Here is a 16,764-nt window from a genome sequence, read left to right as displayed (position 1 = left end):
CAACGTCAGGGCTGTGGCGGGTCCAGCAGGAAGTTGCCCTTCATATTCGCCGGTGAATCGCTGTCCAGGGTCTGTATCTGGGCCTCGTCCTTGAGGTTCACTCCCGACAGTTGCCGACGGCAGGCCTCGCGCATCAGGTACAGCAGGCGGTGGGCGGCCATGCCGTAGCTCAGGCCCTCCAGGCGCACGTTGGAGATGCAGTTGCGGTAGGCGTCGGTCAGGCCGACTTTCGGCTGATAGGTGAAGTACAGCCCCAGGCTGTCGGGCGAGCTGAGGCCGGGGCGTTCGCCGATCAGGATCACGGTCATCTTCGCCCCCAGCAGCTCGCCGATCTCGTCGGCCACCGCCACCCGGCCTTGCTCCACCAGGATCACCGGCGACAGCGACCAGCCCTCGGCGGCGGTCTGCTCTTCCATGCGCGCCAGGAATGGCAGGGTGTGGCGATGCACCGCCAGCGCCGACAGGCCGTCCGCCACCACCACCGCCAGGTCGACCCCGCCGGGATGGGCGCTGGCGTAGTCGCGCAGGCTCTGGGCCGATTCATCGCTGAGCCGGCGCCCCAGATCGGGGCGTTGCAGGTAACTGTGGCGATCCGTGGCGGCGCTATGGAGCAGCAGGCTGTCACGGCCGCGCTCGGCCAGTTGGGCGCTCAGGCCGGCGTGGTCGAACGGCAGGTGCACCGCGTCCCGGGCCTGGGCGTGGGCGAACTGGAAGTCCAGCTGGGCGCCGGTAGGCAGGCTGGTGCCGGTGCGGCCCAGGGCAATGCGGGCCGGGGTCAGGCGGCGCAGTTCCAGCCAGGGGTTTTGCGAGTCGCTCGGATGTTTTTGCATGAGCCTGTTCCTTATCCCAACTGGGCCAGTGCCTGGCGGAACGCCGGTGGCAGGTTGTTGCCGAAGTGCACCTTGCCGTCGGCCTGGGTGAAGATCCCGGTCCTGGCCAGCCACTGCTCGAATTCGGGGGCGGGTTTCAGGCCGAGGGTCTGGCGGGCGTAGAGCGCGTCGTGGAACGAGGTGGTCTGGTAGTTGAGCATGATGTCGTCGGAGCCGGGGATGCCCATGATGAAGTTGATCCCGGCCACGCCCAGCAGGGTCAGCAGGGTGTCCATGTCGTCCTGGTCGGCCTCGGCGTGGTTGGTGTAGCAGATGTCGCACCCCATGGGCACGCCCAGCAGCTTGCCGCAGAAGTGGTCTTCCAGGCCGGCGCGGATGATCTGCTTGCCGTTGTACAGGTATTCCGGGCCAATGAAACCGACCACGGTGTTCACCAGGAACGGCTTGAAATGCCGGGCCACGGCGTAGGCGCGGGTTTCGCAGGTCTGCTGGTCGACGCCGAAGTGGGCGTTGGCCGACAGGGCGCTGCCCTGGCCGGTCTCGAAATACATCAGGTTCTGCCCCAGGGTGCCGCGGTTCAGGCTCAGGCCCGCCTCGTAGCCTTCCTGGAGCACATTGAGGTTGATGCCGAAACTGGCGTTGGCCGCTTCGGTGCCGGCGATCGACTGGAACACCAGGTCCAGGGGCACACCGCGGTTGATGGCCTCGATGGAGGTGGTGACGTGGGTCAGCACGCAGGCCTGGGTCGGGATTTCGTAGCGCTGGATGATGGCGTCGAGCATTTCCAGCATGGCGCAGATCGAGGCAATGCTGTCGGTGGCCGGGTTGATGCCGATCATCGCGTCGCCGTTGCCGTACAGCAGGCCGTCGAGAATGCTCGCGGCGATACCGGCCGGCTCGTCGGTGGGGTGGTTGGGTTGCAGGCGGGTGGACAGGCGCCCGCGCAGGCCCAGGGTGCCGCGGAACTGGGTCACCACGCGGATCTTCTGCGCCACCAGGATCAGGTCCTGCACACGCATGATCTTCGACACCGCGGCAGCCATTTCCGGGGTCAGGCCCGGGGCCAGGGCCCGCAGGCTCTGCTCGTCGGCGGCGTCGCTGAGCAGCCAGTCGCGAAAGCCGCCAACGGTGAGGTGGCTGACCGTGGCGAAGGCTTGTTTGTCATGGCTGTCGATGATCAGCCGGGTGACTTCGTCGGTTTCGTAGGGAATCAGCACCTCTTCGAGAAAGTGCTTTAAGGGGATGTCCGCCAGGGTCATCTGGGCGGCGACCCGCTCGCCGTCGTTGAGGGCGGCAACCCCGGCCAGGAAGTCGCCGGAGCGGGCCGGACTGGCCTTGGCCATGACTTCCTTGAGGCTGTCGAAGCGATAGGTCTGAGAACCTACGCTGTGGGAAAATTGGGCCATCTCAGTCTCCGTTTCAACGATATAGGGGCGTTGCCGAGTGCTGGCGGATCATCAGGATGCCACCTTCTTCAGCAGGTTTTCCAGGCGGTTGCCGGCAGCCCGGTGCTGGAGGATGGCAAAGGCCTTTTCCGCCACCAGACTGCCGCCTTCCAGCGGTGGCAGGCCACCGCTGTAGATGTTCGAGATCACCGTGTATTCGTAGCGAATGTCCGGGTTGCCGCTGAACTGCGCGGCGGCGTGGCGGGCCTGGTCGTCCGGCAAGCGGTAGCCCAGGTAGGCGGACATGCTGCGCGAGGCCAGGGCATCACCGCCGGGACGCTCGCCGATCAGCACGATGATCAGTTGTGGTTGCAGGGCTTCGCCCACCGACTCCGCCAGCTTGACCCGGCCATAGGGCGCGAGGATCGGCTGGCCGATGCGCAGCTCGCGACTCTGCAGGCCATCCATCAGCACCGGCAGCAGCTCGGGAATGTTGTGGTGGATGGCTTCGGCGCTAAGGCCGTCGGAAATCACGATCTGCACGTCGTTGTACTCCGGTTGCAGGCGCCGCAGCACTTCCTCGGTCAGCCGCGCGCCCAGTTCCGGGTCTTGCAGGTGGGCCAGCTTGTCCGGGGCCGCGGTGCGCAGCTCGCGCAGGGCAATGGCGCCGATTTCGCTGGGGCGCAGGTCGACGTAGATCGCTTCCCGGGCCACCGCCAGGTTGGCCCGCACGGTGCGCGAGACGCTGTTGGCCGGGCGCGGTCCGGCGTTGTCGAAGCCGTAGGCTGCCGGGGTGGATTCCAGCAGGCGCTGGAAGTCGATGTCCGACTTGCAGAAGATCCTCGGGTTGCCCCAGTTCGGCCCGCGTTCCACGTTGCCGTGGGCGTCCTCCTGGAAAATCCCCTTGCCCAGGGCCCAGCGCAGGTATTCCGGGGCCGGCGCCAGGTCATGGACTTCGCGCAGGGTCTGGTTGTCGTGGGCGCTGGTGTCGAAGTAGGCGAGCATGCGGTCGGTGCTCAGGTACACGTCCATGAAGAAGTTGGCGCCGGCGGCGGTCAGCAATTCGGTGGCCATCTGCTGGCCTTCCAGGGTCACCTGGGAATGCAGGGTGTAGCAGGGCGCCATGCCCATGGGCAGCCCCAGCAGCTTGCCCATGAACTGGTCCTGCAGGCAGGAATAGGTCATCTCGAAGTTGTCGAGGTGGGTTTCCGGGCCGATGAAACCGGTGACGTTGTTTACCATGTACGGCCGATAGCGCCGGGCCAGCCCGTAGCACAGGGCTTCGCAGGTGGTCATGTCGATGCCTTCGTGCTTGCCGTAGGTCAGCTCGCTGCCCTGGCCGGTCTCGAAGTACATGAAGTTTTCCGCCACATCGCGCAGCGGGCCGCGCTCGGCCATGGTCTGCCAGGCCTGGTCCAGCAGTTGCACGGTGACGTCGAACTCGTCGGTCAGGGTGCGTTCGGTACCGGCCAGGCTCTGGAACATGATCTCCACTGGCGCGCCCTGGTCGAGGCAGGCCAGTTGGGTCTTGATGTGGGACAGCACGCAGATCTGCGTCGGCGCTCCGGTTTCCCTACGCAATTTATCCAGGTGGTGCAGGGTGGCACTGATGTTGTCCACGGTGTCGATGGCCGGGTTGAGGCCGATCAACGCGTCCCCCGAGCCCATGCTCAGCCCGGTGTAGACCAGCAGGGTAATGCCGCTGAGGTTGTCGGTGGGATGGTTGGGCTGCAGCCGCGACGACAGAGTACCGGGCAGGCCCACCAGGGTCCGGGCCTTGGCCGCGGCGCCGCTCTTGAGCTTTTTCGACAGCAGGATCAGTTCATGCACGTCCAGCAGCTTGGCCAGGGCCGCCGCCATGACCCCGGTCAGGGCCGTGCCGAGGCGGCGTATTTCAGTGCCATGGCTGCGCAGCAGGCGATCTTTCAGGGCGCCCAGGGTCAGGTCGGCGATCTCGCCAAAGACGCTGTGGTCGATGTCGTAGTTGACTTGCATGACGCTGTCGATGCGCCCGTGGCGGTCGGTCAGCGGATGCTCGAAATAGTGCCCCAGGGTCAGCTCCGAGAGCACCTTGCGCGCCGCTTCGCGGGTGATCTCATCCGCGGCGGCCAGCCCCGCCACCCGGTCGCCGGCCTTGCTGATGTCGGCGGCGCCGAGCACCGCCTTGAGGCTGCTGAAGGCGATCTCGCGATCCAGCACCCGGGTGCTGTAGCCACGCTCGGCCGGGACGGCGGGAAGGCGGATGTGCTGCAGTGCGGTGAGTGACATGGCAAGAGGCTCCTTGGCCGGCATCGGCATCTAGTGCACGCCGTAAAAGGCGACGGGCACGATGTGCCGATGGGGGGTTCCCAGATTGATGAAGTGCGCCGAACGCTCGCGCACTTCATCGATGACGATCAGGTTGCAAGAACTGCGCCCCCAATCCGTGGCGTAGTTGCCCAGGACCTTGCCGACGTTGCTTTCCAGCAGCAGTACCAGTGGCCACTGCGGGGTGGGTCGTGCCTGCTCCAGGGCGCGGGCCAGGCGTGCGCCCAACTGTCGGATGTCTTCCAGTCGTGGCGCCTGACCGTTGTCGAGCAGTTGCAGGCAAGCGCCGTCGCGACTGCTCAGTGCCAGGGCCAGTGCGTCGTCCAGTTGCTGCTCGGTGGCATCCATGGGCAGCCGGGCGACGATGGGCAGGTCCTTGAGGGGCAGCACCTCGGGCTGTGGCAGAAACAGGGTGCTGCCGGAGATTTCGGTGTTGTGCAGGGTCAGGCCGTAGACCGTGGCCCGGCCGCGGTTTTCCGGCAGCAGACGACCGGCGTCGCGCACCAGCCGCGGGTGACGGGCAATCGCCAGGGCCAGGTCGATGCCCAGGTCGCCGTAATGGGTGGTGCCCGGCATGGGTTCGCCTTGCAGGTGGCGATAGAGCAGTTCGCCCACGCCACCGGAAAAAGTCAGGGCCGGGGCGGCCTTGTGCTCGGGGAGGATCAGCGGCAGTTGCTCGGTCAACTGGCCCAGCTGGCTGGCAAAGAACGAGCGATCACCTTCGGCAATGGCGACCAGGGCGTCGACGTACCAGTCGATCACTGCGTCCAGCTCCGCACGGTCGAGGACTTGTCCGGAGCTCTTGTGGATTGCCAGGTGATCGAGCAGTGCCTGACCGAACTCCGAGACGCCGCTGAGGCGATAACTGCCCGGCTCGAACTGCAAGTGCCGGGCTCCGATGAAATGACAGCCGCTGGCCAGCACATTGCCGTCCTGGCCCCAGGCGGCATTGGTGGTGCCGCCGCCGATATCCAGGTTGAGCAGCGGTTGTTGTGGATAAAAGCGGCTCAGGGTCGAACAACTGCCCATGAACGCCAGCCAGGACTCCAGCCCGCCATCGTCGGCGCGGGAGATCAGCACGTTACCGATCAGTTGCTCCAGCCGGCGTGTCAGGGCCTGGGCGTTGTGCCGCCGCGCCGCCAGGCCGGTAATGATCACACCGGCGGAAAACAGCTGTTCCGGGCGCACGCCGGCTTGCTCAAGCCAGCATTGGATCAGGCCCTGGATGGCCGCTTCATCGATGATCCGGTCCTTGAACGGGGTAAACACCGGCTCGCCGCGAAACAGTACCCGGGGCTCGTTGAGGGCCATGCGTCCGGTGACGCAATGGCTGCTCAGGCTGGCCTGGGCAATCAGCGCGCTGCTGGTGGTGGAGCCGAAGTCCAGCCCCAGCAGCAATACCGATGTGCCGCCCGTGATGGCTTGCATGCAGGCGTTCCTCGCCGCGCCGGAGTCAGGCGGTGGCCTTCTGGCCCGCAGGTTCCGGGGTGTCCAGCGCGGTGCCGCCCAGGTACTCGCCCGGGGCGATGATCCCCGCCGCCCGATCCTGGGCTTCCAGTTGCAGCGCCTTGGGCACCGACAGCCAGTAGGCCAGGCCGACGGCGACGAAACCGGCGCTGATCTTGCCGATCAGCACCGGCAGGATGATGGTCGGCTGGAAGTTGGCGGTGAACGACAGGTGGTCCCCCAGGAGGAAGGCGGCGCAGACGCCGAAGGCGATGTTCACCACCTTGTCCTTGGGCGGCATGAGGCGCACCAGGCGGAACATGGCGAGGATGTTGGCGATGGTCGCCAGCATGCCGGCGCTGCCCACGGCGCTGAGGCCGATCTTGCCGCCGAGGTTTTCCAGAGGCTTGCCCAGGTACTTGCGCAGCAGGTAGACCATGGGGAAGGCGCCGGCCAGCATGATGCCGATGTAGCCGGCGGTTTCCAGGGCGCGGGTCTGGTCCTGGGCGTCGGCGATGATCGGGTGGAAGCCCCAACTGCCGAACACCGCGGAGAAGGCCCCGGTGAAGTACTCGACAATGGAGAACACCAGCACCAGCTTGATCGCTGCGTCCATGGCCCGGCCGAAGATGATGAAGCCCTTGATCATCATGTCCGGCAAAAAGCGCAGGCCCAGGGCCAGGGCGACGACGAAGATCAGGATCGGCAGCAGGTTGGCGAAGATGCTGCCCAGGCCCAGGGCCAGTTGGTAGCTGGCTTCACCGTTGGTGCTTACCAGTTCGCGTACCACCGGGTTGCTGAAGGCCAGGATCAGGCTGGCGATCATCACCCCGACGGGGATGGTGAGGATGCCGGACATGATCCCCAGGGCCATGTACTTGTGGTCGCGCTTGTCGAGCATCGCCAGGCCCATGGGGATCGAGAAGACGATGGTGGCGCCGCCCATGAAACCGGTGATCAAGGCCATCACCAGGGCTTCCTTGCTCGCGGCCAGGGCCGAGGCCAGCTGATAGCCGCCCATGTCCGAGGCGATGATCATGGTCGCCGCCAGGGCCGGGTCGGCGCCCAGGGAATTGAAGAACGGTCCGAAGACGGTTTCGATGACCACGGTCAGGTAGGGAATGGAAGCCATGATCCCCGCGGCCGGCACGAAGATGTAGCCGGTGGCATGGATGCCTTCCATGAATTCTTTGCCCAGGCCTCGCTCGCTGTCGTAGATGGCGGCGAAGGCGCCGAGTACGGCGCAGAGCATGATGAGGTAGAGCACGTAGTTGCCGATCTGATCCATTGCGTTTGTCCCTTGTTATTGTTTTTCAAGCAGGGTCTGTGCACGACTGGTTTGGCGCAGAACTTCCGACAGCAGTGTCCCGTCCGGCCAGCCTTCGGCACCGGATCAGAGCAGGTGAACGGGCGCGGCGGGGCCGCGAAAAGGCCTCCCGGCGACCTGGGTCGCCGGGAGGATCGATCAGAAGAAGCCCAGTGGGTTGATGTCGTAGCTGACCAGCAGGTTCTTGGTCTGCTGATAGTGGTCGAGCATCATCTTGTGGGTTTCACGGCCAACGCCGGACTTCTTGTAGCCACCGAACGCGGCGTGGGCCGGGTACAGGTGGTAGCAGTTGGTCCAGACGCGGCCGGCCTTGATCCCGCGGCCCATGCGATAGGCGCGGTTGATGTCGCGAGTCCAGACCCCGGCACCCAGGCCGAACTCGGTGTCGTTGGCAATCGCCAGGGCTTCGGCTTCGTCCTTGAAGGTGGTGACACTGACCACCGGGCCGAAGATTTCTTCCTGGAACACGCGCATCTTGTTGGTGCCCTTGAGCAGGGTCGGCTGGATGTAGTAACCGCTGGACAAGTCGCCTTCGAGTTTCTCCACCTTGCCGCCGGTGAGCAGCTGCGCGCCTTCGTTCTTGGCGATGTCGAGGTAGGAAAGGATCTTGTCGAACTGCTGCTCGGAGGCCTGGGCGCCGACCATGGTGTCGGTGTCCAGCGGGTCGCCGCGCTTGATCTGTTCGATCTTCTTCATCACCACTTGCATGAATTCGTCGTAGATCGACTCTTGCACCAGGGCGCGGGACGGGCAGGTGCAGACTTCACCCTGGTTGAAGAACGCCAGCACCAGGCCTTCGGCGGCCTTTTCGATGAACTTCGGCTCGGCCTGCATGATGTCTTCGAAGAAGATGTTCGGCGACTTGCCGCCCAGTTCCACGGTGGACGGAATGATGTTCTCGGCGGCGCATTTCATGATGTGCGAGCCCACCGGGGTCGAGCCGGTGAAGGCGATCTTGGCGATGCGCTTGCTGGTGGCCAGGGCCTCGCCGGCTTCGCGGCCGAAACCTTGCACCACGTTGAGCACGCCTGGCGGCAGCAGGTCGCCGATCACTTCCATCAGCACGGTGATGCCCAGCGGGGTCTGCTCGGCGGGCTTGAGCACCACGCAGTTGCCGGCGGCCAGGGCCGGGGCGAGTTTCCAGGCGGCCATCAGGATCGGGAAGTTCCACGGGATGATCTGCCCGACCACGCCCAGGGGTTCATGGATGTGGTAGGCCACGGTGTTGCCGTCGATTTCCGCGGCGCTGCCTTCCTGGGCCCGCAGGCAACCGGCGAAGTAGCGGAAGTGGTCGGCGGCCAGGGGAATGTCGGCGTTGAGGGTTTCGCGCACGGCCTTGCCGTTGTCCCAGGTTTCGGTAATGGCCAGCAGTTCCAGGTTCTGTTCGATGCGGTCGGCGATCTTCAGCAGGATCAGCGAGCGGGCCTGCACCGAGGTGGCGCCCCAGGCGTCGGCGGCGGCATGGGCGGCGTCCAGCGCCTTGTCGATGTCTTCGGCGGTGGAGCGGGGGAATTCGGCAATCGGCTGGCCATTGACCGGCGAAGTGTTGGTGAAGTACTGGCCTTTGACCGGCGCGACGAATTCGCCGTTGATGTAGTTGCCGTACTTGCTCTTGAACGAAACGATAGCGCCTTCAGTACCGGGGTGTGCGTAACGCATGGTGGGTATCTCCTGGCTTTTATGCTTATGGGGGAGGACGCGCTTTTGCGCATGTAAAGCGTAGAGCAAAGGTCGGGCCAGCGTGGTGGGAGCTATGTGCATCAAGGGTTTGCGGATGTTTCGATCAGGCGCCGGCACGGTGTTGTGACGGATCCGGTACAGGGGCAAGTGACAGTTTGTAACGTTATTGGCACAACCTGTGACCTGTGGGTCAGGCTGGCATTGCAATGGAGCAGCGGCTGGAGGATGCTGGTTCGCGTGTCGAATCTTGTCGGACAAATCTGATGAGCATTCCTCCTTCGTAGTCGATTGCAGCCCGGCAGTGGCGACGGTATTTCGTCTGAGCGTGTCAGCGCAGCAGGAGAATAATAAGAAATGCACAGTAGTAATCACTTGAGCCGGCATGCCCAGCAGGTGCTCACCGTGGCCCAGGGCAAGGCCCATCTGCAGGGCCCGGGCAGCGATCCTTCCATCGCCCGTTCCTGGCTGCGTTGTCTTGAGGACTATCATCTGGATCCGGCCCAGGCCATGGCGCCCACGGTGCTGGAGCACGGGCGTCTGCTGGAGAGCCGCGAGCGATTGCAGGATGTGCTGCAGATTGCCGGAACCGAGATGACCAACCTGCATCAGCAATTGTCCGGCGCCGGGCATGCGGTGCTGTTGACCGATGCCCGGGGGGTGATCCTCAACTGCATCACCGCCCCCAGCGAGCGCAAGATCTTCGAGCGCGCGGGCCTCTGGCTCGGCGCCGACTGGAGCGAGGCGCGTGAGGGCACCAATGGCATCGGCACCTGCCTGGTGGAGCGCCAGTCGCTGACCATTCACCAGGACGAGCATTTTCGCGGCCGGCACACCGGCCTGACCTGTTCGGCGAGCCCGGTGTTCGATCCCCATGGCGAGTTGCTGGCGGTGCTGGATGTGTCCTCGGCGCGCCAGGATGTTTCCCGCCAGAGCCAGTTCCATACCATGGCGCTGGTCAACCTCTCGGCGAAGATGATCGAGAGCTGCTATTTCCTGCGTTATTTCGAGAACCAGTGGCTGCTGCGCTTTCATCTGCAGGCGGAGTCGGTGGGGTTGTTCAGCGAGGGCTTGCTGGCGTTCGACGGCGAAGGGCGGATCTGTGCGGTGAACCAGAGTGCCCTGAACTTGTTGGGGCACATTCGTGGCGGTTTGCTGGGCAAGCCGGTAGAGAGCTTTTTCGATTGCTCCCTGGATGAGTTGTTTAGCCGCGCCAGCATCAATGCCAGCGCCAGTTGGCCTTTGCGCACTCGGGATGGACGGCGCCTGTTCGCCTTGTTGCGCGGCCAGCCGCAGCCGGCTTCGGCGCCGGTGCTGCGCTCGCCGGTGGTCATTGCGCCGCCGCGCCCGGCAGGCATCTGCCTGGGGGATGACGGCCTGCAGAACGATTTTCGCCGGGCTTCGCGAGTCTTCGAGCGCGATGTGCCGCTGCTGATCAATGGCGAGACCGGCTCCGGCAAGGAAGCGTTTGCCAAGGCGGTGCACCAGGGCAGCGCCCGGGCGGACAAGGCGTTTGTCGCACTCAACTGCGCGGCGATCCCGGAAAGCCTGATCGAAAGCGAATTGTTCGGTTATCGCGGTGGCAGTTTTACCGGGGCGCGCAAGGAAGGCATGCGCGGCAAGTTGCAACAGGCCGATGGCGGCACCCTGTTCCTCGATGAAATCGGCGATATGCCCTTGGCCTTGCAGACCCGCTTGCTGCGGGTGCTGGAGGATCGGCTGGTGGTGCCGATTGGCGGTGAGCCGCAGGCCGTCAACGTGCGCATCATCAGTGCCACTCACCGAGACCTGCTGGAGCGGGTGCGTGATGGCAGTTTTCGCGAGGACCTGTATTACCGGCTCAATGGCCTGGAGATCGCCTTGCCGGCCTTGCGCGATCGCAGCGACAAATCCCGGTTGCTGGACTTTCTCCTGGCCGAAGAGGCGGGCGAGCAGCCCGTGGTGCTGGACGAGGGCGCGCGTCAGGCCTTGCTGAGCTATTCATGGCCAGGCAACGTGCGCCAGCTGCGCAACGTGCTGCGGACCCTGGCGGCCTTGTGCGAGAACGGTCGCATTGCTCTGGAGGACCTGCCGCCGTTGATCCGCCACAGTCGCCCGGCACCGATCAGCGAATCGATTGCCGAGGTGCAGGAGCGGCCCCTGGACGATGCCGAGCGGGTGGCGTTGCTGGCAGCCCTGGAGCAGCAGCGCTGGCACATGACCCACACCGCCGAGCAACTGGGGGTCAGCCGCAACACTCTTTATAGAAAGCTGCGCAAGCACGGTATCGCGCGCTAAGCCCGGCCTGTGGTCGCTGGGACCGGGTTGCGCGACTGGTGCCGGCGCCGGCGAGGGCGGGCAACCTCCCGTTCAGCTAATGGGTGCGATTTGCAGCCCTCTAGGCTAACCTGCGCCGATGTTTTTCGAGGTCGACTATGCACATCCATATTCTCGGTATCTGCGGCACATTCATGGGGTCGATGGCGGTTCTGGCCAAAGAGCTGGGCCATCGCGTAACGGGCTCCGACGCCAACGTCTATCCGCCGATGAGCACCCAGTTGCAGGCCCAGGGCATCGAACTGACTCAAGGCTATGATCCTGCGCAACTGGACCCGGCGCCGGATCTGGTGGTGATCGGCAATGCCATGTCCCGGGGCAATCCGGCCGTGGAATATGTACTGAACAAGGGCCTGCCCTATGTGTCCGGCCCGCAATGGCTGGCGGACCATGTGCTGCAGGGGCGCTGGGTATTGGCAGTGGCCGGCACCCACGGCAAGACCACCACCAGCAGCATGCTGGCCTGGGTGCTGGAGCATGCCGGCATGAGCCCGGGCTTCCTGATCGGCGGCGTGCCGCAGAACTTCGCGGTGTCGGCGCGCTTGGGCGGTACGCCGTTCTTCGTGATCGAGGCCGATGAATACGACAGCGCCTTCTTCGACAAACGCTCGAAGTTCGTCCATTACCGCCCGCGCACCGCGATCCTCAATAACCTTGAGTTCGATCATGCGGACATTTTCCCGGATCTGGCGGCCATCGAGCGGCAGTTCCATCATCTGGTGCGGACCATTCCCAGCGAAGGCCTGGTGATTCATCCCACCACCGAGCCGGCGTTGCAGCGGGTGATCGAGATGGGCTGCTGGACCCCGGTGCAGACCACCGGTGCCGGCGGCCAGTGGCAGGTCAAGTTGCTCAGCGCCGACGGTTCAGCCTTTGAGGTGATGTTCGAAGGCGTGAGCCAGGGCGTGGTGGAGTGGGAACTGACCGGCCAGCACAACGTGGCCAATGCCCTGGCAACCCTGGCCGCCGCGCGTCATGTCGGCGTGGTGCCGTCCATGGGGATTGCCGGCCTGAGTGCGTTCAAGAGCGTGAAGCGGCGCATGGAGAAGGTCGCGCAAGTGCATGGCGTGACCATCTATGACGACTTCGCCCACCACCCGACGGCCATTGCCACCACCCTGGATGGCCTGCGCAAGCGGGTCGGCGATGCCCCGGTGATCGCCATCATTGAGCCGCGCTCCAATTCCATGAAGCTCGGTGCGCACCGTGATGGTCTGCCGGAAAGCGTCAGTCAGGCCGATCAGGTGATCTGGTACGCACCGGCCAACCTGGGCTGGGACCTGGCGGCCACGGCGGCCCTGTGTTCGGTGCCGTCGATTGTCAGTGATTCCCTGGAGGGCATCATCGAACGGGTGAAGAGCCAGGCCAAACCCGGCACCCAGGTGGTGATCATGAGTAACGGCGGCTTCGGCGGGCTGCACGGCAAACTGGCCGAGGCACTGCAATGAGCAACGGTCCGGAACGCATCACCCTGGCCATGACCGGCGCCTCTGGCGCCCAGTACGGCTTGCGCTTGCTCGATTGCCTGGTGCGTGAGGATCGGGAAGTGCACTTTCTGATCTCCAAGGCCGCGCAACTGGTCATGGCCACGGAAACCGATGTCAGCCTGCCACCCAAGCCGCAGTTGATGCAGGCTTTCCTCACCGAATACACCGGTGCGGCGGCGGGGCAGATCCGGGTTTACGGCAAGGAAGACTGGATGTCGCCGGTGGCCTCGGGCTCCGGCTCGCCGGCGGCGATGGTGGTGGTGCCCTGTTCCACCGGCACCTTGTCGGCGATTGCCACCGGTGCCTGCAACAACCTGATCGAACGTGCGGCGGATGTCACCCTCAAGGAGCGCCGGCAGTTGATCCTGGTGCCCCGCGAGGCACCGTACTCCAGCATTCATCTGGAGCACATGCTCAAGCTGTCCAACATGGGGGTGACCATCCTGCCAGCGTCGCCGGGCTTCTATCATCAGCCGCAGACCATCGATGACCTGGTGGATTTCGTGGTGGCGCGGATTCTCAATCTGCTGAACATTCCTCAGGACATGTTGCCGCGCTGGGGCGAGCATCATTTGAGCAGCGATGAATAAATCCCTGTTGATACTGCTGGCTGTCCTGCAACTGGCGGGCTGCGCCACGGTGCGGACCTTGAATGCCGCGCAACCGGGTGCGCCGGTGGTGTATTCGGGGACGCGTCTGGACCTGTATGCGATGCAGGGTGGTTGCTGCGCCATGGACCGCTTTGGCGCCGAGGCCCCGAGCTATCCCGGGGTGGATCTGCCGGCCAGCGCATTGCTCGATACCCTGTTGCTGCCGCTGTCGGTGCTGACGGTATTGGGGGTGGGGTTTCAGGCGACGGGCGGGTTGTAGTGCTTCGCCGGCAAGCCGGCTCCTACAGGTACGCGCAGGAGCGGCTTGCCGGCGAACGATTCATTTACCCAGCTTGCGCAGTTCGTCGGACTCGACGACCCGCGTGCCGCTCTGCTCTTCAAGCGCCAGGCGCCACATTGCCCGGGCCAGTTGGCAGGCTTCGATGCCGCGGTATTTTCCAGGGATCAGTCGAGACAGCGGCCCGGCCAGCTGCTCGCCCAGGCGCGGCTCGATACGATCCCCCAGCAGCAATGACGGCCGGCAAATGGTCAGTTGTGGCCAGCCCTGCTGTTTCAGGGCCTCTTCCATTTCACCTTTGACCCGGTTGTAGAAGATCGATGACTTGGGGTCGGCGCCCAGTGCACTGACCACTATCAGGTGGCGTGCCCCCAGCTCCCGGGCGCGCTTGCCGAACGCCACCACCAGATCCAGGTCCACGGCGCGAAAGGCCGCTTCGGAGCCTGCCTGCTTGATGGTGGTGCCCAGGCAGCAAAAGGCGATTTCCACCTTGCCGCTCAATTGCGGCAGGAACACCGCCGGATCGCCAACGGGGTTCTCCAGGCGTGGGTGTTCGCTGAGTGGGCGTCTGCTGGGCGCCAGGACGCGGACCACGGTGGGTTCGTTGAGCAGGCGATCGAGCAGTTGCTCTCCGGTCAGGCCCGAGGCGCCGGCGAGCAGGATGTGCTGAGGCGTCAAATACATGGTCATTCCCCCCTTGATACGGTTCCAGCTTAGTTGCTCTGGGCTTCCTTGTTGCCTATAGAGACACTTTGCAGCGCTTTTCGTGCCTGCTGTTTACGCAGTTGTTGCCAGTGGGCAATGACCCCCTTGGGGGCCCAGATCTGTGGTTCCGAGGCCTCGAAGCCATCTGCCTGTTCGCGTTCGGCGACGGTGGCCCTGGCCAGCTTGAAGGCGTGCTCCAGATCGTCCGTCTGGTTCAGTGCCTGGGCGAACAGGGCGTCGCCGAAGTAGGTGAAGTCGGCTTCTTCCGAGCAGCCGAAGGAGACTCGGTCAGCTTGGGAGGCGGTCATGATCAGGGTCCGCTCATCCTTCAGGGCAGGGATGAAACCGCCGGAATAGCAGGACGAGATGACGATGATTTTGTCGCGATTTTTCAATGGGGCCAGGACGCTGGCCAGCTCATCGGCGGGCAGGTCGGCCAGTTCCAGGCGTGGTTGATCCAGCACCAGTTCGTGCTCGCTGGTGCCGTGGCTGGTGAGGTAGATGAACACCAGGTCGTCGGGGCTGCTGCGTTCGGCCAGGGTCTGGGCGGCGCGGCGCAGGTTTTCCCGGGTGGCCATCGGCCGGCTCGTCAGGTGGTCGCGGTGGTTCACCAGGCGGATCTGGCCAAAGGCGCCGAAGCGACTGGCGAGCATGTTGCTGACGTAGTCGGCTTCACGCAGGAACACGCTCTGCTTGCCGTCGCCGGCCAGGGTCAGGCTGTAGAGCTTGATGCCTGGGGTGGAGGGGGGCACCCCGTCCAGGGCTTCCTGCAGCAAGTGGCCCTGGACCAGCAGGGCGCTTTCCAGTGGGTCGGGCAAGAGCTTGCCGTCGGCGTCGCGAACTCGCAGGCCGTTGTTCCACACGCCGCTTTGTACGCTGCCATCGCGCAGTACCAGCACGCCACGGCCTTGATAGTTGTCGCTGTCGAAGCCGCCAATGTAGAAGCTGCCGTCACTGAGGTTGAGGCGTCCCTCGCCGCTGAAGCGCCAGTCGCTGAAGCCGCCGATGTAGTGGCTGCCGTCGGCACCGATCAACTCGCCCTTGCCGCCCAGGGCGCCTTCCTTGAATTGACCGATCCACACGTCGCCGTCGGAGTTTTCGTAACGACCCTTGCCATTGAGCTGGTTGTGTTTGAAGCCGCCGACATAGATGTCGCCTTCGGCGCTGTTGAAGGTGCCGTTGCCTTCCAGCTGGCCGTTGACGAAGTGGCCGGTGAACTGGTTGCCGTTGCCATCGCTGCGCTGGCCCTCGCCGTTGGGCTTGCCCTTGGCGAACTGTCCCTGATACTGGCTGCCGTCTTCCAGCTCCAGGCGGCCCAGGCCCGAGTACAGGTCGGCCTTGAACTCGCCGCGATAGGTCATGCCGTTTTCTTTAAGGGTGCCTTCGCCGTCCCGGCGGCCGAGCTTGAAGCCGCCGCTGTAACTGCTGTCCTTGGTGGTCAGGGTGCCTTGGCCATGGAACAGGCCCTGCTGGAACTGGCCGCGATAGACCTCGCCATTGCTGCCGTGCCATTCCCCCTGGCCGTGCCATTGGCCCTTGTCGAACTGGCCGGCGTACCAGCTGCCGTTGGGGTAGTCGATGCGTCCCTGTCCCTGGAGCAGGCCATTGACCAGGTCACCGCGATAGCGCCCGCCGTCGGGCAGTCGGGCATCGGGCGGCAACAGCGATTCGCCGTCTCCGCAAGCGCTGAGCAAAAGGGTCAAGACCAGGGGTACAAGTGGGCGCATAACGGGTTCCGGATAATTAGGGGACCGAGTATGCCGCAGCGGTGTGACTTATATATAGAGAGGTTGAGCGAAACAGCGTGAGCTGTTTCGCATCGGCAAGGTTTCAGACGAAACAGAGCGACAGGGGCTCGGCGATGTAGGCGGGTTTTTCCTCGCCGTCGATCTCCAGGGTGGCGGTGGCCTTGAGCAGCCATTGGCCGGGTTTCTTCTCGGTGACCTCGGTCAGTTCGACCTTGAGCCTTACCTTGGAGTCGACTTTCACCGGCTGGATGAAGCGCACGCTGTCCAGGCCATAGTTGACCACCATCTTCAGCCCTTCGGGCAGCACGAGAATGTCTTCCATCAGTTTGGGGATCAGCGATAGGGTCAGGAAGCCGTGGGCGATGGTGGTGCCAAACGGGGTTTTTGCCGCCTTGACCGGATCGACGTGAATGAACTGGAAGTCGCCGGTGGCTTCGGCAAACAGGTTGATGCGCTCCTGGTCGATGGTGAACCACTGGGAGCGTCCGAGTTCCTTCCCGACATAATCTTTGAGCTCTGCAACAGGAACATAGGGCATTGAGACTCTCCTTGGATCAACGTTTTTTAGTATTGGACGCAGTACTTTGCGCTCCGAAACATCCACTTTAGATCATCATGGCGATCCTTCCCGGTAAACATCCATGCTTT

Annotated in this window: 13 protein-coding genes; 4 read left to right on the top strand and 9 right to left on the bottom strand. The window is 64.2% G+C overall.

Going from position 1 to position 16,764, the window contains the following annotated elements; all coding sequences use genetic code 11:
* Window positions 1-5: 5 nt before the first annotated feature.
* The 6 genes from eutC to GWQ44_RS21665 all read right to left on the bottom strand — a co-directional run bounded on the left by eutC (window position 6) and on the right by GWQ44_RS21665 (window position 8,954).
* Window positions 6-830: an ethanolamine ammonia-lyase subunit EutC gene (gene eutC, locus GWQ44_RS21690; RefSeq protein ID WP_016966086.1), complete on the bottom strand. Its 825-nt coding sequence runs from the start codon at window positions 828-830 to the stop codon at window positions 6-8.
* Between the two features lie 11 nt (window positions 831-841).
* A complete protein-coding gene (locus GWQ44_RS21685) occupies window positions 842-2,236 on the bottom strand; it encodes an ethanolamine ammonia-lyase subunit EutB (protein WP_016966087.1) in 1,395 nt (464 codons plus the stop codon).
* Between the two features lie 51 nt (window positions 2,237-2,287).
* On the bottom strand, window positions 2,288-4,483 hold the full coding sequence (locus tag GWQ44_RS21680) for an ethanolamine ammonia-lyase (RefSeq protein WP_275928249.1): 2,196 nt from the start codon (window positions 4,481-4,483) through the stop codon (window positions 2,288-2,290).
* A 30-nt stretch (window positions 4,484-4,513) separates the two neighbouring features.
* Window positions 4,514-5,950, bottom strand: coding sequence for an ethanolamine ammonia-lyase reactivating factor EutA (locus GWQ44_RS21675; protein ID WP_047306245.1), 1,437 nt, complete (start codon window positions 5,948-5,950; stop codon window positions 4,514-4,516).
* A 25-nt stretch (window positions 5,951-5,975) separates the two neighbouring features.
* Entirely contained in the window at window positions 5,976-7,256 is a 1,281-nt protein-coding gene (eutH, locus tag GWQ44_RS21670) for an ethanolamine utilization protein EutH (RefSeq protein WP_275928248.1), read from the bottom strand.
* Window positions 7,257-7,433: 177 nt separating this feature from the next.
* Entirely contained in the window at window positions 7,434-8,954 is a 1,521-nt protein-coding gene (locus tag GWQ44_RS21665; protein ID WP_016966091.1) for an aldehyde dehydrogenase family protein, read from the bottom strand.
* 375 nt (window positions 8,955-9,329) lie between these two features.
* On the opposite strand from GWQ44_RS21665, the gene GWQ44_RS21660 reads away from it, so the two are divergent.
* From GWQ44_RS21660 to GWQ44_RS21645, 4 genes are all read left to right on the top strand, one after another.
* Window positions 9,330-11,249 (top strand): sigma-54-dependent Fis family transcriptional regulator, encoded by a 1,920-nt coding sequence (locus GWQ44_RS21660; protein ID WP_275928247.1) that lies wholly within the window; start codon window positions 9,330-9,332, stop codon window positions 11,247-11,249.
* A 137-nt stretch (window positions 11,250-11,386) separates the two neighbouring features.
* Window positions 11,387-12,736 (top strand): UDP-N-acetylmuramate:L-alanyl-gamma-D-glutamyl-meso-diaminopimelate ligase, encoded by a 1,350-nt coding sequence (gene mpl, locus GWQ44_RS21655; RefSeq protein ID WP_016966093.1) that lies wholly within the window; start codon window positions 11,387-11,389, stop codon window positions 12,734-12,736.
* Window positions 12,733-13,365, top strand: a complete 633-nt coding sequence (gene ubiX / locus GWQ44_RS21650) for a flavin prenyltransferase UbiX (RefSeq protein ID WP_016966094.1) — start codon at window positions 12,733-12,735, stop codon at window positions 13,363-13,365. The genes mpl and ubiX overlap by 4 nt, the downstream gene beginning before the upstream one ends.
* Complete coding sequence (locus GWQ44_RS21645) at window positions 13,358-13,645, top strand: YceK/YidQ family lipoprotein (protein WP_016966095.1); 288 nt, start codon at window positions 13,358-13,360, stop codon at window positions 13,643-13,645. Before ubiX ends, GWQ44_RS21645 begins: the two co-directional genes overlap by 8 nt.
* A 60-nt stretch (window positions 13,646-13,705) precedes the next feature.
* Here the strand turns inward: GWQ44_RS21645 and GWQ44_RS21640 are convergent, their stop codons facing one another.
* From GWQ44_RS21640 to GWQ44_RS21630, 3 genes are all read right to left on the bottom strand, one after another.
* Window positions 13,706-14,347, bottom strand: coding sequence for an oxidoreductase (locus GWQ44_RS21640; protein WP_042941631.1), 642 nt, complete (start codon window positions 14,345-14,347; stop codon window positions 13,706-13,708).
* A 29-nt stretch (window positions 14,348-14,376) separates the two neighbouring features.
* Complete coding sequence (locus GWQ44_RS21635) at window positions 14,377-16,095, bottom strand: C13 family peptidase (protein ID WP_275928246.1); 1,719 nt, start codon at window positions 16,093-16,095, stop codon at window positions 14,377-14,379.
* A 103-nt stretch (window positions 16,096-16,198) separates the two neighbouring features.
* A complete protein-coding gene (locus GWQ44_RS21630) occupies window positions 16,199-16,654 on the bottom strand; it encodes a MaoC family dehydratase (RefSeq protein ID WP_016966098.1) in 456 nt (151 codons plus the stop codon).
* Window positions 16,655-16,764: the final 110 nt, after the last annotated feature.

This window comes from Pseudomonas sp. 3MA1, assembly GCF_029237275.1.
Lineage (GTDB): Bacteria > Pseudomonadota > Gammaproteobacteria > Pseudomonadales > Pseudomonadaceae > Aquipseudomonas > Aquipseudomonas fluorescens_AP.
Note: the sequence above shows the minus strand (reverse complement) of the source record. Positions and strands in the feature narration are given on the sequence as shown.